Annotated in this window: 20 protein-coding genes and 2 pseudogenes; 16 read left to right on the plus strand and 6 right to left on the minus strand. The window is 52.2% G+C overall.

The window, feature by feature from the left end:
- Window positions 1–55: 55 nt before the first annotated feature.
- The 8 genes from CXB77_RS09320 (at window position 56) to CXB77_RS09355 (ending at window position 5,605) form a co-directional block, all read left to right on the plus strand.
- Entirely contained in the window at window positions 56–808 is a 753-nt protein-coding gene (locus CXB77_RS09320; RefSeq protein ID WP_105073668.1) for a Nif3-like dinuclear metal center hexameric protein, read from the plus strand.
- A 200-nt stretch (window positions 809–1,008) separates the two neighbouring features.
- The gene (petA, locus tag CXB77_RS09325) at window positions 1,009–1,605 is read left to right on the plus strand and encodes a ubiquinol-cytochrome c reductase iron-sulfur subunit (protein ID WP_105073669.1); all 597 of its coding nucleotides are present in this window, start codon (window positions 1,009–1,011) and stop codon (window positions 1,603–1,605) included.
- Window positions 1,605–2,849, plus strand: coding sequence for a cytochrome b (locus CXB77_RS09330; RefSeq protein WP_105073670.1), 1,245 nt, complete (start codon window positions 1,605–1,607; stop codon window positions 2,847–2,849). The genes petA and CXB77_RS09330 overlap by 1 nt, the downstream gene beginning before the upstream one ends.
- Window positions 2,846–3,577: a cytochrome c1 gene (locus CXB77_RS09335; protein ID WP_105073671.1), complete on the plus strand. Its 732-nt coding sequence runs from the start codon at window positions 2,846–2,848 to the stop codon at window positions 3,575–3,577. Before CXB77_RS09330 ends, CXB77_RS09335 begins: the two co-directional genes overlap by 4 nt.
- Before the next feature lie 265 nt (window positions 3,578–3,842).
- Window positions 3,843–4,451 (plus strand): glutathione S-transferase N-terminal domain-containing protein, encoded by a 609-nt coding sequence (locus tag CXB77_RS09340; protein WP_105073672.1) that lies wholly within the window; start codon window positions 3,843–3,845, stop codon window positions 4,449–4,451.
- Window positions 4,448–4,909, plus strand: a complete 462-nt coding sequence (locus tag CXB77_RS09345; protein WP_105073673.1) for a ClpXP protease specificity-enhancing factor — start codon at window positions 4,448–4,450, stop codon at window positions 4,907–4,909. The genes CXB77_RS09340 and CXB77_RS09345 overlap by 4 nt, the downstream gene beginning before the upstream one ends.
- A gap of 9 nt (window positions 4,910–4,918) precedes the next feature.
- Window positions 4,919–5,275 carry a hypothetical protein gene (locus tag CXB77_RS09350; RefSeq protein ID WP_146108778.1) on the plus strand — a complete coding sequence of 119 codons (357 nt, stop codon included), beginning with the start codon at window positions 4,919–4,921 and terminating at the stop codon, window positions 5,273–5,275.
- 3 nt (window positions 5,276–5,278) lie between these two features.
- Complete coding sequence (locus CXB77_RS09355) at window positions 5,279–5,605, plus strand: DMT family transporter (protein ID WP_105073675.1); 327 nt, start codon at window positions 5,279–5,281, stop codon at window positions 5,603–5,605.
- A gap of 8 nt (window positions 5,606–5,613) precedes the next feature.
- Here the strand turns inward: CXB77_RS09355 and CXB77_RS09360 are convergent, their stop codons facing one another.
- The 5 genes from CXB77_RS09360 to CXB77_RS09380 all read right to left on the minus strand — a co-directional run bounded on the left by CXB77_RS09360 (window position 5,614) and on the right by CXB77_RS09380 (window position 11,967).
- A complete protein-coding gene (locus CXB77_RS09360; RefSeq protein WP_242445599.1) occupies window positions 5,614–6,012 on the minus strand; it encodes a hypothetical protein in 399 nt (132 codons plus the stop codon).
- Entirely contained in the window at window positions 6,009–7,925 is a 1,917-nt protein-coding gene (locus tag CXB77_RS09365) for an ATP-dependent DNA helicase (RefSeq protein WP_105073677.1), read from the minus strand. The genes CXB77_RS09360 and CXB77_RS09365 overlap by 4 nt, the downstream gene beginning before the upstream one ends.
- A 20-nt stretch (window positions 7,926–7,945) precedes the next feature.
- On the minus strand, window positions 7,946–8,917 hold the full coding sequence (locus CXB77_RS09370; protein WP_242445600.1) for a tetratricopeptide repeat protein: 972 nt from the start codon (window positions 8,915–8,917) through the stop codon (window positions 7,946–7,948).
- 39 nt (window positions 8,918–8,956) lie between these two features.
- Window positions 8,957–11,410 (minus strand): penicillin-binding protein 1B, encoded by a 2,454-nt coding sequence (gene mrcB, locus CXB77_RS09375; protein WP_105073678.1) that lies wholly within the window; start codon window positions 11,408–11,410, stop codon window positions 8,957–8,959.
- Between the two features lie 179 nt (window positions 11,411–11,589).
- Complete coding sequence (locus CXB77_RS09380) at window positions 11,590–11,967, minus strand: VOC family protein (protein ID WP_105073679.1); 378 nt, start codon at window positions 11,965–11,967, stop codon at window positions 11,590–11,592.
- Window positions 11,968–12,224: 257 nt separating this feature from the next.
- Here CXB77_RS09380 and CXB77_RS09385 point away from each other — a divergent pair, with 257 nt between their 5' ends.
- Entirely contained in the window at window positions 12,225–12,572 is a 348-nt protein-coding gene (locus CXB77_RS09385; protein ID WP_105073680.1) for a calcium-binding protein, read from the plus strand.
- A gap of 292 nt (window positions 12,573–12,864) precedes the next feature.
- Here CXB77_RS09385 and CXB77_RS09390 read toward each other — a convergent pair whose 3' ends face one another.
- A complete protein-coding gene (locus CXB77_RS09390; protein ID WP_105073681.1) occupies window positions 12,865–14,175 on the minus strand; it encodes a hemolysin family protein in 1,311 nt (436 codons plus the stop codon).
- A 359-nt stretch (window positions 14,176–14,534) separates the two neighbouring features.
- Between CXB77_RS09390 and dapC the strand changes: the two are divergent.
- The 7 genes and pseudogenes from dapC to lnt all read left to right on the plus strand — a co-directional run bounded on the left by dapC (window position 14,535) and on the right by lnt (window position 21,139).
- Window positions 14,535–15,768 (plus strand): annotated as a pseudogene (dapC, locus tag CXB77_RS09395) (succinyldiaminopimelate transaminase).
- Between the two features lie 5 nt (window positions 15,769–15,773).
- Window positions 15,774–16,130 carry a GNAT family N-acetyltransferase gene (locus CXB77_RS20305; RefSeq protein ID WP_197711032.1) on the plus strand — a complete coding sequence of 119 codons (357 nt, stop codon included), beginning with the start codon at window positions 15,774–15,776 and terminating at the stop codon, window positions 16,128–16,130.
- A 244-nt stretch (window positions 16,131–16,374) separates the two neighbouring features.
- Window positions 16,375–17,195: pseudogene (gene dapD, locus CXB77_RS09405) on the plus strand (2,3,4,5-tetrahydropyridine-2,6-dicarboxylate N-succinyltransferase).
- 54 nt (window positions 17,196–17,249) lie between these two features.
- The gene (locus CXB77_RS09410; protein ID WP_242445601.1) at window positions 17,250–18,821 is read left to right on the plus strand and encodes an ExeA family protein; all 1,572 of its coding nucleotides are present in this window, start codon (window positions 17,250–17,252) and stop codon (window positions 18,819–18,821) included.
- Between the two features lie 61 nt (window positions 18,822–18,882).
- Entirely contained in the window at window positions 18,883–19,122 is a 240-nt protein-coding gene (locus CXB77_RS09415; RefSeq protein WP_105073682.1) for a hypothetical protein, read from the plus strand.
- 63 nt (window positions 19,123–19,185) lie between these two features.
- Window positions 19,186–19,632 carry a hypothetical protein gene (locus CXB77_RS09420; RefSeq protein WP_146108779.1) on the plus strand — a complete coding sequence of 149 codons (447 nt, stop codon included), beginning with the start codon at window positions 19,186–19,188 and terminating at the stop codon, window positions 19,630–19,632.
- 7 nt (window positions 19,633–19,639) lie between these two features.
- Window positions 19,640–21,139: an apolipoprotein N-acyltransferase gene (gene lnt / locus CXB77_RS09425; protein ID WP_105073684.1), complete on the plus strand. Its 1,500-nt coding sequence runs from the start codon at window positions 19,640–19,642 to the stop codon at window positions 21,137–21,139.

Consider the following 21,139-nt stretch of genomic DNA (forward strand, 5'->3'; position numbering starts at 1 on the left):
AAGCCAAGCGTTGTGGTAGCCCCGCCCACAATTTCTTATTTCAGGAACCTGATCCATGATCGAAGCCCGCGTTTTAGTTGCGTATTGTGACGAACTGCTCAGTACTGCGTCGTTTGCCGATTACGCGCCGAATGGTTTACAGGTTGAAGGCGATCGCCCGATTCAGCGGCTGGTTAGCGGCGTGACTGCGAGTGCGGCATTGTTGGAAGCAGCGCTGGCGCTGGAAGCCGATGCCATTGTGGTGCATCACGGTTGGTTCTGGAATCACGAAAATCCCTGTTTGATCGGCATCAAAGGGCGACGTGCAAGGACATTACTCAAAGCGGGCGCGAGTTTGATCGCCTATCATCTGCCGCTCGATGCGCATCCGCTGCTGGGCAATAACGCGATGCTGGGTCAGCGGCTCGGTTTCTGTGATCGGGAACCAACGACGCTGGGAAAAGGTCTGGTGTGGGTCGGTCGGCTGGCGCTGCCCGTGTTGCCCGCCACACTGGCGGAGCAGGTTTTCCAGCAATTGGGGCGAGCGGTTACGTTGGTAGACGGTAAACACGGAATGCTCGAACGAATCGCGTGGTGCAGTGGCGGCGGTCAGAACCATTTAGAACAAGCCGCTGCGCTGGGTGTAGATGCGTTTTTAAGTGGCGAAATCAGTGAGCAAACCACGCATTTGGCGCGTGAATACGGCATCTGTTATTTGGCTGCCGGTCATCACGCCACTGAACGCTACGGAATTCAGGCACTGGGTGCGCATCTTGCCGAGCAGTTTGGGCTGTGGCATCAGTTCATTGAGATCGACAATCCGGCATAGACGAGAGTGACTGAAAATCGCGGCTAAACCGTTATTTACTCGCTTTTCCTTGACCTTTTTCACGGGAATCGCAGACAATGCGCGGTCGATTTTATAGATAATCGTCATATTCTTATTTTCCACCTGAACGTTTCATCCAAGCTGCGTAGGAGTTGCCGAGAGCACTTGCGGTCTCTGAACCAGCCGGGGGATATTGGCTTATGAGCGCGGAAGGCGTGAACAAAATGAGGCGACGACTGCTCGTCGCTGCAACCAGCATAGTCGGTGCTGTCGGTACCGGTTATGCACTTGTCCCGTTCGTCGCATCGATGAACCCTAGCGCACGCGCTCGGGCTGCCGGTGCACCGGTCGAGGCAGATGTGAGTAAGTTAGAACCCGGTGCATTGCTTCGGGTCAAGTGGCGCGGTAAGCCAGTCTGGGTTGTGCATCGCACTCCCGAAATGATTGCGGCGTTGGCCAGCAACGATTCCAAATTGGTTGATCCCAAATCCGAAGTTGATCATCAGCCGCCGTATTGCCAAAATCCGACGCGATCGATTAAACCGGAATACTTGGTGGCGATTGGGATTTGCACCCATTTGGGCTGTTCGCCAACCTATCGTCCTGAATTTGGAACGGAAGACCTTGGTGCGGATTGGAAGGGCGGTTTCCATTGTCCGTGTCATGGTTCACGCTTTGACCTCGCAGCGCGGGTATTCAAAAACGTGCCAGCGCCAACCAATCTTTACATTCCCAAGCACACCTATCTCAACGCCACCACCATTCTGGTCGGTGAAGATCGGGGAGGAGCGGCCTGATGAGTGCGGAAAAAAACGAAAACGCCAGTTGGATTGATAAACGCTTCCCACTGACTGAAACTTGGAAGGCACATCTCGCCGAATACTATGCTCCTAAAAACCTGAATTTCTGGTCATTTTTCGGTTCATTAGCGATTTTGACGCTGGTCATTCAGATCGTCACCGGCATTTGGCTGGCGATGAATTACAAACCGGATGCAGCACTGGCGTTTGCTTCCGTCGAATACATCATGCGTGATGTCGATTGGGGTTGGCTCATTCGCTACATGCACTCCACCGGTGCCTCGATGTTCTTCATCGTGATTTATCTGCACATGTTCCGCGCCCTACTTTGGGGTTCGTACCGCAAACCGCGTGAATTGCTGTGGATTCTCGGCGTAGTGATCTATTTGGCGATGATGGCAACGGCATTCTTTGGCTACCTGCTGCCTTGGGGTCAAATGTCGTACTGGGGCGCACAGGTGATCGTGAACCTATTTGCCGCAGTGCCAGTCGTCGGTGATGATCTGTCAGTGTGGGTGCGCGGCGATTATGTGATTTCCGACGTGACGCTCAACCGCTTCTTTGCCTTCCATTTCTTACTGCCGTTCGTATTGGCAGCACTGGTGTTTATTCACATTGTCGCGCTGCATCATGTTGGCTCGAACAATCCTGATGGCATCGAAATCAAAGATGGTCCGAAAGGCAATCGTTGGAGCGACAAAGCGCCAGCAGACGGAATTCCATTCCATCCGTATTACACGGTGAAGGATTTCATGGGCGTAGTGGTGTTCCTCGCACTGTTCAGTTGGATCATGTTTTATGCGCCAACGATGGGCGGCATCTTTTTGGAAGCGCCAAACTTCCAGCCAGCAAATCCGATGTTGACTCCGCCGCACATTGCACCGGTGTGGTATTTCACGCCGTATTACGCGATGTTACGGGCAGTGCCGCCGCTGTGGGGTTCGCAATTCCCCGGCGTGGTTGTGATGTTCGGCGCGATTTTGATTTTCTTCGTGCTGCCGTGGCTGGATCGCAGTCCAGTGAAGTCGATTCGTTATAAAGGCCCGATCTTCAAAGTGGCATTAGCGATCTTTGCCGTGTCCTTCGTGGTTCTGGCGTGGTTGGGAATGCAGCCAGCATCGGATTTATCCACGTTGCTGTCGCAAATTTTCACGGTGTTGTATTTCGCCTTTTTCCTGTTGATGCCGATTTACAGCTCACTGGATAAGACCAAGCCCGTTCCAGAGAGGGTCACCGCATGAGAAAGCTGATTATTGCTGCCCTGTTGCTGCTGTCGCCAACCGTGCTGTTAGCCAACGCTGAAGGGCCGGCGCTGCAAAGTTCTAACATCGACCTGCACGATCAAGCGTCGTTGCAGCGCGGTGCGAAATACTTCGTCAACTACTGCCTGGGTTGTCATTCGCTGCAATACATGCGCTACAACCGTTTGGCGAAAGACCTTGGCATTGATGAAGTGACGCTGCGGGAAAATTTGCTGTTTGGTGATGCCAAGCCGGGCGCTCTGATGGAAAACGCCATGCGTGCCGATGATCAGCTCAAATGGTTTGGCGTGGTGGTTCCAGATTTGACACTGGTCACACGCTGGCGCTCGCCGGATTGGGTGTATACCTATCTCAAGAGCTTCTACGTTGATTCGACCCGTCCTTACGGCGTTAACAACCTCATGTTCCCATTGGTTGCCATGCCGCATGGTTTGAGCAATTTGCAGGGCGTTCAGGAGCCGGTATTTGATCATCACCAAGCGGGTGCAACACCGGTGGTTGTCGGCGTCAAACTGGTGAAGGAAGGTCTGTTGTCACCAAAGGAATATGACAACATGGTGCGGGACATCACGGCGTTTTTAACTTACGCCGGTGAGCCAATCCAATTGGAGCGTCAACGGCTTGGCGTTTATGTATTGTTATTTCTCGGCTTCCTTTTCATTCTGGCTTACCTGATGAAAAAGGAATACTGGAAAGACATTCATTAAGCGTTGAATAAAATGACCCGCGTGTTTAACGCGGGTCATCGCTGGTTTTTTGATGTACTATTTACTATCTGCATCGCTTATCTACTGCAATAATATATCCGCTTTATTTCGCAGCTTGAGCGCGTCATTATCAGGACAATCAAATCTTTTCGCATCTTAAAGTCGCTAACTAGAAATGGTTAGCAATCTGTCTTTATCGAGTCTGCCATACAATTCCAATCTTGGAACTCTCAATCTGGCAATGACCGCAATCGGATGAATTGTAATGATGTTATTTTCCGACCCCATTTGTCCTTATTGTCACCGCGTTAGAATGGTGCTTGCCGAAAAAGGTATTACGGTCGAAGTGGTGAATGTTGATGCCCACAATTTGCCCCGTGAAGTATTGGAAGTGAATCCTTACGGCACTGTGCCGACCTTCGTTGATCGTGATCTGCGTCTATACGAATCGCGGATCATCATGGAATACCTCGACGAACGTTTTCCGCATCCGCCATTGCTGCCGGTTGATCCGGTTTCCCGCGCCAGCGCCCGTTTGTTTATGTATCGAATAGATCAGGATTGGTATTCTTTAATGCGGCGCATTTTAAAAGGTAAACACGATGATGCGAATAAAGCGCGTAAAGAACTGCGTGAGAGTTTAATTGTCACTGCGCCAGTATTTGCTGCGCACAAATTCTTTATGAGCGATGAGTTTTCATTAGTAGATTGCTGCGTTGCGCCGCTGTTATATCGTTTGCCATTATTGGGAATTGAACTTCCGCAGCAAGCCAACGCGATTAACGTGTATAAAAAACGCATCTTCGCTTGGGAAGCCTTTCGTTTAAGTCTCACCGAGGCGGAAAAGGAGATGATTGCGGATATTGGACGATGAATGCACAGGTGGAAGCTGCCATGACCTCCAGCAAACCCTATCTCATTCGTGCACTTTATGAGTGGATTTTGGATAATCAAATGACACCGCATCTCGCTGTAGATGCCAATTATCCTGCAACTCAGGTGCCGTTGGAGTTCGTCACCGCCGGTCAAATTGTGCTGAATATCACGCCCAGCGCAGTGCATGGTTTGGTGATTGGCAACGACTGGATCGCGTTTAACGCCCGCTTTGGCGGTATTGCCCGCGAGATTATGGTACCGACCGAAGCAGTGCTCGGCATTTTCACCCGTGAAAACAATCAAGGAATGATGTTTCCTGATCCGATTTATCCCGACGCACCAGACACGCCGCCAGCAGGTCCAACGCTCAAATCAGTGGGCAGCGGTGGCTCGCCAACTCCGCCCGATAAACCGAAAGGCAAGGGCAAAGCGCCCAGCCTCAAAATCATCAAGTAACCACTCATCATGCGTCGAATTGTAAGTATTTTCATCGTGTTGCCGCTGCTTTGTGCCTGTTCCATGCCGCCTTCTGCATCGTCATTTTTCGAGACTGCGCAACAGTGGTGGCAGAGCTTCACGCTGACATTGGAACGATTCATTGCGCCAGACAAAGTTGCAAAACTTGAAGCAACTCAACACCTTGAAGTTGCAACCGTACTGATTGAAGCACTGAGAGAGCATCTGGCTGAAGATCAACTCGATCAAGCGCGTGCTGCGTTGGAGCAATTGCTGCCATTAACGGCTTCACTTCCAGTTGATCTTCAACAAGAAATTGCGCGGCTGGAGGCGATGCTTGCCGATCAACCGCAGCAGGACATCTGAGCGATGGATTGGCTGTTGCTACTGATCGCCGGATTGTTTGAATGGGGCTGGCCAGTCGGTCTCAAATTCGGGATGACCGACGACGGTTTGCACTGGGGTTGGATTGCGTTCGCAGTGTTCTGCATGTTCGCCAGCGGCACGTTGCTGTTGATCGCGCAGAAAACAATTCCGATGGGCACTGCCTACGCGGTGTGGACAGGAATCGGTGCAACTGGTGCGTTCATTCTCGGCTTATTACTGTTTGCGGAACCGGCAACTCTGTCGCGGTTCTTCTTTGTCGGTTTAATTTTGATGGGAATCATCGGCTTAAAACTCACCGCTGCATCCTGATACTGCGTTTACCGCGTCTCAAATTTTGGCAATCCAGACTGTAAAAACCACGCATGATGGGCAGCGTCCCAGCGCCAGCGTTGTTGGTCAGTCAGTTGCTTGACCACCTGCCGATCTTCGTACAGATATTCAATCGACACCGTTTGCAGCGCCGTTGCTTTGTCCGGCATCCGCAGCGACTGCATCACGTCATAACCCGTCAAACGCAACCCTTTGAAATTGATTGTCGGCGGCGGCGTTTGCGGATCGAGAAACGCCAGCGCCGTGTCGTAATAGCCCCAGCGCAGCGCCGCTTGATAACCATTCGTTGCTGCCTGTAACGCATTGGCGCGTTTATCTTTTTCTACCGTGCTGCAACCCGCTAACAGCAGCGCGGCAATGCCGAGGCACGTCAGCAGTATTTTCACGCCCCACCGCCGAAAAATGTCTTCACATCTTCAATTTGGCGCGTCCGTGCCATTGGCGGCAAACTTGCTAAAAAGGTGTGACCGTAAGATTTTGATAATAAACGCGGATCGCACACCACCAACACGCCACGATCCGCGCTGTCTCGAATCAGCCGCCCCGCGCCCTGCTTCAGCGCAATCACCGCTTGCGGCAACTGATAATCGGTAAACGGATTACCGCCGCGCTGACGCAGCGCATCAATTCGCGCCGCCAGCACCGGATCGCCGGGCGCAGCAAACGGCAAGCGATCAATCAACACGCACGACAGCGCCTCGCCGCGCACATCCACGCCTTCCCAAAAACTGGACGTGCCGAGCAAAACTGCGTTGCCGAGTTCGCGGAAACGTTCCAGCAATTCGGCGCGGGGCGCAGTGCCTTGAATTAACAGCGGATAATCAATTTTTCCGTCTAAACCAATGGCGATTTCACGCAGCGCCCGATGACTGGTGAACAGCAGAAAAGCGCGTCCTCGGCTGTAACCGATGATCTCCTGCGCCAGCGCAATCACCTCTTGGTTATATTTCGACTCCGATGGCTGCGGCAGCCCACGCGGGACGAACCACAGCGCCTGTTTTGAATAATCAAATGGACTGTCCCAGCGGGCGGTGAGCGCCTTTTCAATGCCGAGTTGGTGGGAAAAATGATCGAAGTTGTCGCCGACCGCGAGCGTTGCGGAAGTGAAAATCCACGCCGTTCCAGTTTGACCGATTTGTTTACGAAACACGTCGGCGACCGACAGCGGCGTTTGATTGAGGCGAAAACCGGTGCGCCCCAGCGTCTCAAACCAGCGCACTGCATCTGGCGGTTCCATCGCCAGCAAAATACGCAGACGCGCCAGCAAATCCATCGTTCGTGCCTGACACGCATCCAATTCTTTGCTGCGACCAGCAAGCACTTTGAGCGCCTCGGCGAGCGTTTGCAGTTTGTGCTCCAGTGCATTTAACGCCCGTTTCACGCCAACATCTTCCGCCAACTCACGCCACGGAGCACGGCGCTCGGTTTCACCCAAACTGATGCGTACATCCGCCGTTGCTTTCTGCAACGCCTTGGTGTGCTTGGGCAATGCGCTCAATCCCTTGGCGCTGCGATAAAATTCAAGCTCGCTATCGGTGGCGAGATCAAGCAACTGGCGGCTACTGAGCGACAGCCCGAAAAAGTTGGAGGCGGTTTCTGGAAGCTGATGCGCTTCGTCAATCACGAAACAATCTGCGCCCGGCAAAATCTCGCCAAACCCTTCATCTTTCAGCGCCAAATCAGCGCAGAGCAGATGATGATTGACCACCACAATTTCCGCCGTTTGCGCCTCGCGCCGCGCTGCAACCAGATGACAGCGTGACCATTCGCTACATTCCTGACCGAGACAGTTCTCGGTGGTGGAAGTGACTTCCGGCCAAATCGGCGCATCTTCAGGCAGCGGCAATTCCGCAATATCACCGCGCTGGGTCGTCTGCGCCCAATTGCGCACCAGCGTCAACTGCTCGCGCAGCTCGACCGGCACATGCTCCAGCGCATCTTGAATCTGCGCCAGCCGCAGCCGACACAGATAATTGGCGCGACCCTTGAGCAACGCAGCCGACACCGGTCGCCCCAGCGCCGTGCGAATCAGCGGCAAATCGCGGTGAAACAGTTGATCTTGCAAATTGCGCGTTCCGGTAGAAATCAACACCTTGCGCTGCGACAACAGGGCTGGCACCAGATACGCAAAGGTTTTACCCGTGCCCGTGCCCGCTTCACAAATCAACACGCCACCTTTTGCCATCACTGCCGCGATGCGTTCAGCCATCAGTTGCTGTTGATCGCGGTGGCGAAAACCGGGCAACTGCGCTGCCAAGCGTCCCTTTGCGCCAAAAATCGAAGATAAATTGTTTTTCATTCAACAAGTTGCCGTGGCATTTAATTAGCATCTGCCCGCTGTTGCGCGGCATTAGCGGCGGCATTGTCCCCGGCTTGACGTTTGGAGTGCGCGATGATGCGCCAGTTGTCTTGTTTCACCGCTGCGTTTTGACCCGACAAATCGTTGGCGCGAGAGGCGAGATTTCCCGCTTGATGCGTTTGTCCCTGTTCCATGCGCACTCGCGCCAGCCGGTTCCACAAATAAGCCTCGCGGGGCGCAATGCGCAACGAACGTTCCAATGACGCAGCAGCGCCGGTGTAATCACCCGCTTTGCGTTGTTGTTCGGCCTGCGCGGCTAACGACTGCGCGGCAGGCGGCAGTGGTGGCACGGGAATTGGTGGCGCAGGAGGTGGCGGTGGTGGCGCAACGTGAACGACTCGCGGCGCTGGCGTTGGAGCTGGCGGTGGCGCAGATTTTGGTGCTGCGACTGGCGGCACAAGACGCTGCGGTTCAGCTTTAGCGATCACGATTGGCGCTGGAGGTGGTGCGGCAATCGCTTTCTTGGCAATTTCCACTGAAGGAGTGCGACTTGGAGCAATTGGCGCTGGCGCAGCAGTCACCGTTTGAGATGGGGTTGCTGGCGCAGCATTTGTTGTTGACGGCGCAGCGTTTGATTCCACAGCTTCCGCTGGCGCAACCGATTCTGCTTCTGCCGCTGGCGCAGTGGCTTGTGCATCCGGTGCGATGCTCGGATCGTGATAAACGTACACCTTGGTTTTGGGTTTTACTGGAGCGACTGTTTTGGAAGGTGTCACCCGTTCACCAGCGGAAGCGGTGTCCTCGACTGGAACCGGTCGCGGTTTGACCGCCGAATGTGCTTTTTTATGCGCCGGGGTGATTTGCACCACTGGCGCGGGCGGACCTTCACGGGGTTGCAGCGCACAGGCGTACAAACCCGTGACAGCGATCAAGATAACTGGAAGCCGAATCGTCGATGCTGCTTGATTTTTAATCATAAATGGCTGGTTCATAGCTCGTTATTTCCCAGCGTGAAGATGGTGTTATTCACGCTAAAAATCGCTCATAAAGGTGTTGTTTTCCTCTACCTGCGGTTTTGGCTTGGGTTTCGGTTTTGGTGGAGGCGCTGGTTCAGGCGCAGCAACGGATTCAGCAACTGGTTCTGCGTCAGCATCGGCAGATTCAGGACTCGATTCGCCATTCTCATTGCGCCGCGCAGTACGCCGTTTAATCGGTTCATCGCCATTGTTATCACTGCTGCCGCAATTTTGGGAACGTGGCGCACTGCCGATGTACGGAATTTTAGTGCGCCCACACGCATCCGCGATCACGACACCTTCTGGTGGAAATTCTGACAATGGCTCATTTGCCAGCGCCAGCATGAATTCTGCCCACACCCGCAACGCACCAGTGCCGCCAGTCAAGCCCATCGGTTTGTAATCATCGCGCCCCAGCCACACGACCGCGACCTTATCGCCGCTGAATCCGGCAAACCAGCTATCCCGCATGTCATCGGTCGTGCCGGTTTTGCCCGCCATCGTCATTCCGTCTGGCAACTGTTCGCCGAGCCATTTGGCAGTACCACGTTTGACCACGCCTTGCATCGCCCAGCCCGTGAGATAAGCGGCTTTCGGATCAATCACTGCTTCAATTGCCAGCGGATAACGGTTAAGCGGTTGACCTTTAGCATCCACAACTTCGCGGATGGCCCGCAGCGGAGCGCGATAGCCGTTTGCCGCTAACGTTTGATACATCTGCGCAACTTCCAGCGGCGACATCGACACTGAACCGAGCAGCAGTGAGGGCACGATGCGAATTTTACGTTGTATGCCAAGCTGATACAGCGTTTCTGCGACCTTTTTCACGCCCACGCTGAGGCCAAGATTGACCGTTGCCAGATTCAGCGACCGCGCCAGCGCATCCGCTAATCGCACCGTGCCGTTCACGCGCCGATCGTAATTCTTTGGTTCCCAGCGTTTATCGCCATCCGCCAAACTGACTGGCGAATCTGAAATGCCGCTGGTCAGGGTGTAACGCTCCGGCTGCGCCAGCGCCGTGAGATAGACCGCCGGCTTCACCAGCGAACCGATGGAGCGCACGGTATCAAGCGCCCGATTAAATCCGGCATAACCCGGTTTGCGCCCACCGACCAGCGCCAGCACTTCGCCTTGATCGACCGAGGTCACTACAGCGGCAGATTCGAGGGTTTCCGGCTTCATCTGATGGGATTTTTCTAACGCGCTCAATTGTTTAGGTACAGCACGTTCTACCGTCGCCTGCACCAGCGGATCAAGCGTGGTGAAGATATTCAGACCTTCGGAGCGCAGGTCTTCGTCGTGGTAATCGCGCTGCAACTGGCGTCTAACCAGCGAAATAAAATCGGGATAACTGCCAACTGGTCGCCCGCCACCTTCCGCAATGCCGAGCGGCATCGTTTTCGCCTGCGCAGCGTCTTTCGCGGAAATCACGTTGTCGCGCACCATCAAATCAAGCACAAGATTGCGGCGCGTGGTGGCAGCTTCAGGATGACGACGCGGATCAAGATTGGAAGGCGCTTGCACCATGCCGATGAGCAGCGCAGTTTCAGGAATACCGATTTCGTTCAGTGACTTATTGAAAAAGAAACTGCTGGCGAGTGCGAACCCGTGAATCGCTCGCCGTCCGTCCTGACCGAGATAAATCTCGTTGGCGTAGGCTTCGAGAATCTCGTTTTTGCTGTAGCGCAGTTCCAACAACAGCGACATGTACGCTTCTTTCAATTTGCGTTGAAAAGTGCGGTCGGCGTTGAGATAGAAATTCTTGACCAACTGCTGCGTCAGCGTACTTGCGCCTTCCACGACGGCTCCAGCCTGAAAGTTGCTGTATGCAGCACGCAAAATGCCACGCGGATCGACGCCGAAATGGTTATGAAAATTGCGATCCTCGACTGCGATCAACGTGTTCACCAGCAGATCGGGAAGGTCTTCGCGCCGCACGAGAATGCGGTCTTCGTTATGCGTCGGATAAATGCTGGCGATCAACATCGCGTCGAGTCGCACCAGTGCTGGGTCTGCGCCGCCGTCTGCATCGGTCAACCGGGCAACACGTCCGTCAACCAGCTGCACATCCAAATGACGCGCTGGTTCTTGACCGTCCCAAAACTGAAACGTGCGCGTTTTCAGTAAAAAGTGATCGCCTACACGCTGATAAGTACCGGAACTGGGCAGCTCGGCGTTTTCTACTTGATGGTAATTCAGGCGATCTAATTCGGCTTGAAACTGCTCTGGGTCAAGCGGGCGACTGGCATAAAGTTCTAACGGACGAGCGTACACCCGCGCCGGTAATGCCCAGCGTTGTCCTTCAAATTTGCCGCGCACCACGCGATCAAGTTGTACGCCATAAAACACGCCGGCCACGCTGACTCCAGCAGTAATAATCCACAGCCAGCGCCAGAGAAAACCACCGACTCGCGCTGCGGTGCTAGGACGACGGCGGCGCGTGGGACGACGGTGCTGCGCATCGGTCATGGGTAAATACCCGCAGCGATGTCCGCCAAAGTGAGCGGTAAATCAAACAGATGAATCAGCATGTAAAACATCAAAAAATCCGTTGGTTAAATGCAAAAGTGCTGGCGTAGATCGTCCCATTTACGGCGCGTGGTCACAACCTTGTGCAGTTATTTAATAAGGTGACTCCAGCAACCGCTCTAGGTTTTTTCTTCAATAAACTCCAACGCATTGCCATCGGGATCGCGGCAAAACAGTGCGTGACGACCGGAGCGACTGAGCGTGTACGGACACTGCGCTGCATCCAAGCGCACAATCAAATCGCGCACTGAAATAACCCGCAGTGCCAGATGACGATCTCGTCCACCGTGCGCTGGTCGCCCACTAATAGGATCGGGATTGGGTAGTTCTAGCAGATGAATTTGCTGCGTTCCTGCCACCAGCCACGCGCCCGCAAAACCAAGTGCTGGACGCGTATCCAGTACTTTTAAACCGAGAACGCCCGCATAAAATTCGAGCGCCACGCTGGTGTCGGCAACAATTAGGCTAACGTGATGAATATCTTGGATAATTGACATGAAATGTTGTTCCCGTGAGGTTAATGCCGATCAGCTGAATATACGCAGAATGTCAATTCCATCCTACTGGTTTGTAATGATGCTGGCGCAGCTGCTGGCAATAAAAAGGTTAATTCGATTTCTTGACTTAAATTGAGACCCAGCACACACCATGATAGGCTTAAAAATATTATTCTATTTTTTGAGTAAAACAATTTTTATATTTAGCCTGTCAGAAAATTCAGCGTATTCATCACTCACTCAGGAAAACATTGATCATGGCTATTAAAAAAGCAACACCAACCGCCGATAAAATCAACGGCAGCAATGGTAACGACATCATTGATGGGCTGGGCGGTGATGATACGCTCAGTGGCGCAGTTGGTAATGATTCACTGTTAGGCGGAATTGGGAAAGATAAACTCGATGGTGGAACGGGCAATGACACGCTGCTCGGTGGCATTGGCAATGATAATCTGCTGGGCGGTTCTGGTGATGACAAATTAAATGGTGAGGCGGGTAATGATACGCTGGAAGGAAACACTGGCAAAGATATTTTGGATGGTGGCACTGGTGACGATCGTTTAGTCGGTGGTGCAGGCAATGATATAGTTGATCTAAAGTAAATTTACCGCATTTAATCTTTGTAAAAAAATGTTATAGTTATTTTCGTATCATTTTACGCTGGATAGACTAAGCAGTAGCGATGGGGTAATTTAATTGGTCTTGCAGATGCTGCTGAGATTAACACTGCGTCATTGATTTGATGTTTTAATCAACCGGCTATTCACTGACCTGACGCAGACATCTTCGATTAACTCAATGCGTCAAAGTAGCGCAGAGCTCTTTTGGTATGTTGCGAAGTTAAAAAACCGTCATCTGCTATAAAAGTAGATGACGGTTTTTATCAGATATTGGCTACATTTTGTTGGTGTTTTCTTGCGGGTAAATGCGCACCAGCATAATACGTGGACCACTCATTTTTTTAACCACAACATCAAACTTTTCAAAACTGATGCGTTGTCCTTCTTCTGGTAAATCACCCAATTGCTGCAAAATCAAACCACCTACAGAATCCGCAGTAGTTTCCTCAATATCAATGCCCAGTGCTCGCTCTAATGTAAACACCGATAGGCTACCTTTTCCAATCAGCGTGTCATCATCTAATTTCATCCATTCGTTTTGTGACTGGCGGAATTCATCCCGAATTTCTCCTACCAATGCTCCCAATAAATTATCCAAGGTGATAAAGCCTAATGGATGTTTTTCTTGATATGCAATGACCGCAAAATGTGGTGCACCTTGACGAAAGCGCCGCAATAAGTCACTCGCAGGTAAACTCGGCGATACGATAAGCACCGGACGTGCTAATCCATCTAAAGTAGTTAAGCATTCTTTTTGGCGCAGCGCAAAAAAGATGTCTTTCAAATGGATGACTGCTTCAACTTGTCCTTGTTCGTTGACATAGGGATAACGGCTATAGCGATGTTGTACCACGCGCTCTAAATTTGTTTCCAGATTATTGGTTTTTAATAGCACAATCGCTTCCCGAAAAGGTCGCATTAAATCCGCCACTTCGAGATTCCGAAAATCAAGTGCCTGCGCTAGTGCTCGCCATTCGTCGCTGGTGTAACGATCATCTGCCCGTGATGCGCGTAAAATGACCTTGAGTTCTTCTGTCGAATAATAGGTCTCATGATGCTGCGCATTATCTAATTTAATGGTTTTTAACAACCAGTTTGAGCTGTGATTAAGAATCCAAATTAACGGATACATTAACCAATAAAAAGCATATAGCGGGGCAGCGGTTAATACGCCAACTCGATCTGGAAATCGAATAGCGATGGATTTTGGTGCTAGCTCTCCCACGACAATATGCAAATATGAAATCATAAAAAAGGCGATTGAAAACGCAATCGTATGGATCAACTGTTCACTTTCAACGCCGACTAGGATGAGTAGCGGGTGCAACAGTTGCGCAAATGCTGGTTCACCAATCCAACCCAATCCTAATGACGCTAGTGTGATTCCCAATTGACAGGCAGAAAGATAAGTATCCAATTGCTGATGTACTTGAATGAGCACTCGTCCGCGCCAGCCGTTGGTTTTAGCAATCGCTTTTACTCGCGTTTGCCGTAATTTCACCAAGCCAAATTCTGCTGCAACAAAAAAACCATTCAGCAATACCAGTAAAAAAGCTACGGTAATTAATAAAAAATTATGTTCCATTGATTCCACTTTTACGAGTGATGTGTGGATTTATTCCACACACATCAAAACGCGCAAAAATCATACTGAATTGTCTACGCCTTTGTGTCAAGCTGCGCAGGTTGGTTATATTTCTCAGCGCCGTCACGTCCATTTGAATCGTCACCTCCGCATCATTTTTTAATAAAAATTAAAGCTCCAAAGATTATCTGTAAGCTATTTCATAAACTCAAATAGGCAATTTTAGTCAAAAAGAATCGGCAATTCAGCAACCAAATAACAACGCTACGTCACCTCAATCATTCAAAATATCAGAATTGAGCACCGCATTTTTCTGAACATAGAACCAACGCCAGCCTTGCTTTATACTCACCCACTTTATTTGCCGCGCCGGCGCTAAATCCAATGAACCCGATCTCGACCGTTTGCAGTCTTATCCCTTTGAAAAGCTCGCGGCGCTCAAAGCTGACCTCACACCGTCGCCCGATCGCACTCCGTTGGCGCTCTACATTGGCGAACCAAAACACCCGACTCCCGCTTTAATTACTGACGCGCTGACCGCGCATTTGCGCCAGTTGGCGGTGTATCCGACCACGCGGGACGCCGGAACTGCGCACCGCAATTGCCGGTTGGTTGAGTCGGCGCTTTCAGTTGAGCAACGGCGCTCAACTCGGCATCGACCCCGAACGGCAAATTTTGCCGGTCAATGGAACCCGCGAGGCGCTGTTTGCCATCGCGCAGGCGGTAATTGATCGCCGCAGTGCGCCGTTGGTGCTGATGCCAATCCGTTTTATCAAATTTACGAAGGCGCGGCGTGCTGGCGGGTGCAGAACCGCGTTATTTGCCGTGTTTAGCAGAAAATGGATTTATTCCTGATTTTGCAGCGTCGATGCAGCAACGTGGGAACGCTGCCAATTGCTGTATATTTGTTCACCGGGCAATCCAACTGGCGCAGTATTTAATACTGCAACTTTTGCGTTGTTAATTGCATTAGCGCAGCGCCATAATTTTATCATTGTTTCCGATGAATGCTATTCAGAAATTTATCAAGATGAGAATTCGCCGCCGCTGGGTTTATTACAAGTCGCAGCGGCAATCGGTAATAACGACTTTAAGCAGTGTTTAGTATTTCATAGCCTATCAAAACGCTCAAATGCACCGGGTTTGCGTTCTGGTTTTGTCGCTGGCGATGCAGAAGTGATCGCGCAATTTTTCGCGTATCGGACTTATCACGGTTGCGCCATGGCATTGCCGGTGCAATACGCGAGCGCAGCAGCTTGGAATGATGAGGCGCATGTGCGCACGAATCGGCAGTTATATCGAGAGAAATTTACTGCCGTATTGGAAATTTTGAATGATATTTTGCCAGTGACGCAGCCCGCAGCGGGTTTTTATTTATGGCCAGAAACGCCAATTGCAAATACTGATTTTACGCGGCGTTTATTTGCGCAGGAAAATGTAACCGTATTGCCGGGCAGTTTTTTAGCGCGAGAAGTGGATGGCGTCAATCCGGGAGCGCAACGAATACGCTTGGCGCTCGTGCCGCCGCTCGCTGAATGTATTGAAGCAGCGCAGCGGATTCGGCGTTGTGTTGAATTACAATTTGAGAATTAAACAATATGCAAATTCGAGCATCGGTAGATTCTGAAATACCCGCAATTAGCAAATTAATCGAAATTGCATTTGGAGCAGATCAGGGTTTAGAAATAGCGCAATTGACCGTTGCTTTGCTTCAAGATGCGAGTGCATATCCGCTATTATCATTGGTCGCAACGCAACCATCGCCCACAGATCAAACTGATATTATTATCGGCTATATTTTACTAACCAAAGCGGAGATTGCTAATGTAAAATTACAGGTTAATGCCGCAATTTTAGCGCCACTTGCCGTGCATCCGGCATATCAAGCGCAGGGAATTGGGACACAATTGATTGCACAAGCACTCATGCAACAGCGCACGCTGGCGTTGATTTAATTTTTGTTCTCGGTTATCCGAGTTATTACACAAAACAGGGATTTACACCGGCTGGACAATATGGATTCACTGCGCCTTATTTGATTCCTGTAGAACATGCTGATGCGTGGATGCTGCAGGCGCTTAAACCGGAAATCATTGGACAATTTCAAGGGCAGGTGATATGCGCGAATGCACTGAATGATCCCCGCCATTGGCATGAATAAACGTTCATATTAATCAGTAATTTTAGGAATTAAACACGATGACTGAACAACAAACGATCATTTTGGATGCTTTTGAGCGCCGCGCTGAAATTACACCACGCAATGTCGAAACGCATGTCCGCGATGCAGTGCAGGATACGATTGAGCGACTTGATCGTGGTGAATTGCGTGTCGCAGAAAAACGCGATGGCGATTGGGTCGTGCACGAATGGATTAAAAAAGCTGTACTGCTGTCATTTCGTATTGAAGACAATTGGTGCATGAAAGGCGGCTTTACGAATTATTATGACAAAGTTGCTTCTAAATACGCCGATACTAATTCGCGTGAATTCCGTGATGGTGGAGTGCGTATTGTGCCGCCAGCCTCGGCGCGAAAGGTGCTTATATTGCGCCAAGCTGCGTGTTAATGCCGTCTTATGTCAATATCGGCGCTTATGTCGATTCCGGCACAATGGTGGATACTTGGGCAACGGTTGGTTCCTGTGCGCAGATTGGAAAGAATGTGCATTTATCTGGTGGCGTCGGAATTGGTGGCGTATTAGAACCCGTGCAAGCAGCGCCGACGATTATTGAAGACAATTGCTTTATTGGTGCACGCTCGGAGATTGTGGAAGGCGTGATTGTCGGTGAAGGCGCAGTGATTTCAATGGGCGTGTATATTGGGCAAAGCACCAAGATTTATAATCGCATGACTGGCGAAGTGAGTTATGGACGTGTGCCTGCTGGCGCAGTCGTGGTGTCTGGTAATTTACCCGCTGCCGACGGTTCACACAGCCTGTATTGCGCCGTCATCATTAAACAAGTTGATGCAAAAACTCGTAGCAAAGTGGGTATTAACGAATTGCTGCGGGATATTTAAATCCCCTCAGCCCCCCTTTTTCAAAGGGGGGCTTTTTGCTAATAACTATTCGCTGTGTATCCCAATCATTTCGGTTTGAAAGCACCAGTATTTTCTATTGCACCTGATCCGCAATATCTCTTTTTGAGTGAGCAGCATCGGGAGGCACTCGCGCATCTGCTATATGGCGCTGAGGATAACGGCGGTTTTGTGTTGCTCACCGGCGAAGTCGGCACGGGCAAAACTACCGTCTGCCGCGCTTTTTTGGAGCAATTGCCGCCGGGCGTGGAAGTCGCGCTGATTCTCAATCCAACTCAAACCGCTGAAGAGCTGTTGCTGACGCTGTGCGCCGAATTTGCCATTCCGGTCGTTGGCAGCGAGCACACGCTGCGAGCGCTGGTGGACTATCTCAATCAATATCTGCTGACCGCTCATGCCGCAGGTCGCCGTCCGCTGCTGGTGATTGACGAGGCGCAAAACCTCAAACCCGAAGTGCTGGAGCAGATTCGCCTGCTCACCAATTTGGAAACCACCCAGCACAAGTTGCTGCAAATTTTCCTGATTGGGCAACCGGAATTGCGGCGACTGTTGGAAAGCGAGCAATTGCGCCAGCTCAATCAGCGCATCACGGCGCGTTTTCATCTCACGCCATTTAACCGCCACGACACCAGCAATTACATTCGTCATCGCCTCGCCGTCGCTGGCATCGAGCGCCAGCTTTTCACTGCTCGCGCTCTCCGCGACATCCATCGTTATTCCGGCGGCATTCCGCGTCTGATTAACATTTTGTGCGAACGGGCGTTGCTCGGTGCCAGCGTCACGCGCCGTAAACAAGTCACGCCGCAGATCGTCATCAAAGCGATGACCGAAATACGCGGCGATTCGCGTCCGACGCAGCGATTCGTGCATCCGCTGCTGCTGGCGACGGCATTATTTACGCTGTCACTCGGCGCAGGCTGGCTTGCTTATCAATGGGTTAACACGCATTTTGGCAATCCGTTTCATCTTTTGCGGGCGCAATTCACACCGGCGGCTGCGCCACCGATTGCGCCGGTCGTCGCGCCAGCGCCGTTAAACACTGAAATTGCGCTGAATTTGGAGCAACTCGCGCTGCCGGAAGCTGCGGCTTTTCGGCTGCTGCTGCGGCAATGGGGGCAAATGGTCGCTGATTTTGGCGCAGATGACCCGTGCACTCGCGTGATCGCGCTGGGGCTGAGTTGTGCGCTGGAAACCGGAACGCTCGCCAATCTGCGTTATTTCGATTTACCGGCGCTGCTGCGCGTGACGCATCCAGACGGTCGCCGCGAATTTCTCGTGTTGATCGCGCTCACCGACAACGACGCGACGCTGGCGCTGGAAACCGGCACGGCGCAGCTTTCGGTTGCGGCGCTGGAGCGATTGTGGACAGGAAATTACACCCTGATTTGGCAACCACCGCCGGGTGGCGCAGTGCTAATTGCTGCCGGTTCCGCGCCGGAAAATATCCGCTGGCTGCGGCGGCGACTGGCGCAAGTGGCTGATTTACCAAGTTTGGCGGAGATTGCGACTGATGCGCCGATATTTGATGCTGCGCTGGCAGCGGCAGTGCGCACCTTTCAAACCGCGCGGGGTTTGAAGCCGATGGCGTGGCGGGAGCGCGGACGCTGATGCAGCTCAATCGCGCCGCTGCGCTGCCGGGAACGCCGCGCTTAACGGCGACACCAGCGCCATGAGCTACATTCTCGATGCGTTGCGGCAATCGCAGCAGGCGCGGGAACGCGGGCAGACACCGCGTCTGCATCAGATTCATCAGTTTGATGACCATCGTGTGCCGTTTGGTTATTGGGGAATGCTGCTGGCGCTGGGCGTAGCGAGTTTGGCTTTGGTGATTGCGCTGTTGGCGACGCTGCGCCCGGCGGAGAAATCCCCCCCCCCCCCTTTTGCAAAGGGGGGAGGAAGCGACGGTTAATCCTTCTGTGCAAATTAACCCTTCGTTACCCATTAGCCCCCCGATGCCAGAAGTCAGCGCCCCGTGCAAAAGGAATCATCGAAAAGCCCCCCTTTGCAAAAGGGGGGTTGGGGGGATTTGATCGCGCCACCGCCGCCGAAACTGCGTCCTAAATCCCCCCCTGCCCCCCTTTTGCAAAGGGGGGAGAACAGCGCAGTTCCAGTTGCAAAATCTGTTCAACCGCCAGCCAAAAAAATTGCGCCACTGCCGCCGCGCCGTGAACGCACGAGAGCGCCAGACGATTTAACCAAGTTCGATTATCCCGATCCCAATCTCAGCGCAGCGCAGGAGCGTGAGTTGCAACGTCTGCTCGACGGCGAATCACTGCCCGTTGACGATGCAGAAATTGCTGCGCCAGCCCGTTTTGCTCCACCCAAATCTTCGCCCATTCCGCGCGATCTGATTGATGACATCGAAGCCTTCAAACAGCAGATCAAGCGCGAACAGGGCGCAAAATCTCATCACGAGTAAAGCAGTTATGTCGTTATTTTTACAGCAGTTACGGCGATTTTTACCAGAGGCGCTGGCGCTGGCGAGCGGGGCGCTGATGGTGTTGGGATTTGCGCCCTTTGGCTGGTTTGCGGTCGCCGTGCTAGCGTTCGCTGGTTTCAATCAAAGTTTAATCGATGCCTCGCCACGCGCAGGATTTTGGCGCGGCTGGCTATTCGGCATTGGGCTATTTGGCGTGGGCGTATTTTGGATTCGGATTAGCCTCAATCAATTCGGCAATCTCGATGCGTGGTTGGCGTATTTATTAACTGCGTTATTTATCGCGTTAATGGCGTTATATTCCGGCGTGGTTGGCTGGCTGGTGCGCCGTTTATCTTTTAACCTTCCTTTGCAAAATTTATCTCTTCACCCCCCTTTACAAAAGGGGGGCAGGGGGGATTTCATCGCGCCGCTGCTGCTATTACCCGGCAGTTATGTTTTATTGGAATGGATACGCGGCTGGCTATTCACTGGTTTTCCGTGGCTCAATCTCGGTTATACCCAGCTTGATGGACCGCTGGCGGGATACGCGCCCATTGGCGGTATTTATAGCGTCAGTCTATTGACCGCATTCACTGGCGGATTGCTGTGGGGCGTATTGAATTGGATAGGACGGCAACGATTGATTGCAGCGAGCGGAATTGGGGCGCTGCTGCTCGGCGGTTTGGGTTTACAACACATCGAATGGACGCAGGCAATTGGCGCACCATTTCGCGCCAGCGTGGTACAGGCTAATATCCCGCAGGAATTGAAATGGACGCCAGAGGCCGAGGAGCAAATCGTGCAGGCTTATTTGGAATTGACGCGGGAGCATTTCGGCAGTGCGTTAATTGTGTGGCCAGAAACCGCGCTGCCGGCATTTCTCCACGACATCCGCGCTCCATTGCTCACGCCGCTGGCAGCGCGGGCGCAGTCCGAAGGCGCAGAAATCGTGCTCGGTGTGCCGGTGTTGAATACTGAAACTGGTCAGTATTACAACGGGTTAGTGAGTATCGGCAGCGGTGAAGACCTGTACACCAAACGCCATTTAGTGCCGTTTGGCGAGTTCATGCCGCTGCACGATTGGCTGACGCCGCTGATTGATTTATTTGAAATTCCGATGGCGGATTTCAGTCGCGGTGACAGCGCCCGTCCGTTGCTGAAGGTCGGCGCATGGCAAGTTGGCGTGTCGATTTGTTACGAGGACGTGTTTGCCAACGAGGTGGCGCAGGCGCTGCCGGAGGCGCAATTTCTGATTAACGTCAGCAATGATGCGTGGTTTGGCGATTCGTTTGCGCCGCATCAACATTTGCAAATGGCACGCTTTCGGGCACTCGAAACTGGGCGTTTTTTGCTCCGCGCTACCAATACTGGGATTTCCGCAATTATTGACGAGCGCGGGCGAGTGATTGCTGACGTGCCGACTTTCGTGCGCGGCGGTGCGACTGCGACGGTGCAGCCTCGGCAGGGCGCAACGCCGTTTGTCAGGGTGATGCGGTGGTTAAATTGA

It is taken from the genome of Chromatium okenii, from assembly GCF_002958735.1.
GTDB lineage: Bacteria > Pseudomonadota > Gammaproteobacteria > Chromatiales > Chromatiaceae > Chromatium > Chromatium okenii_A.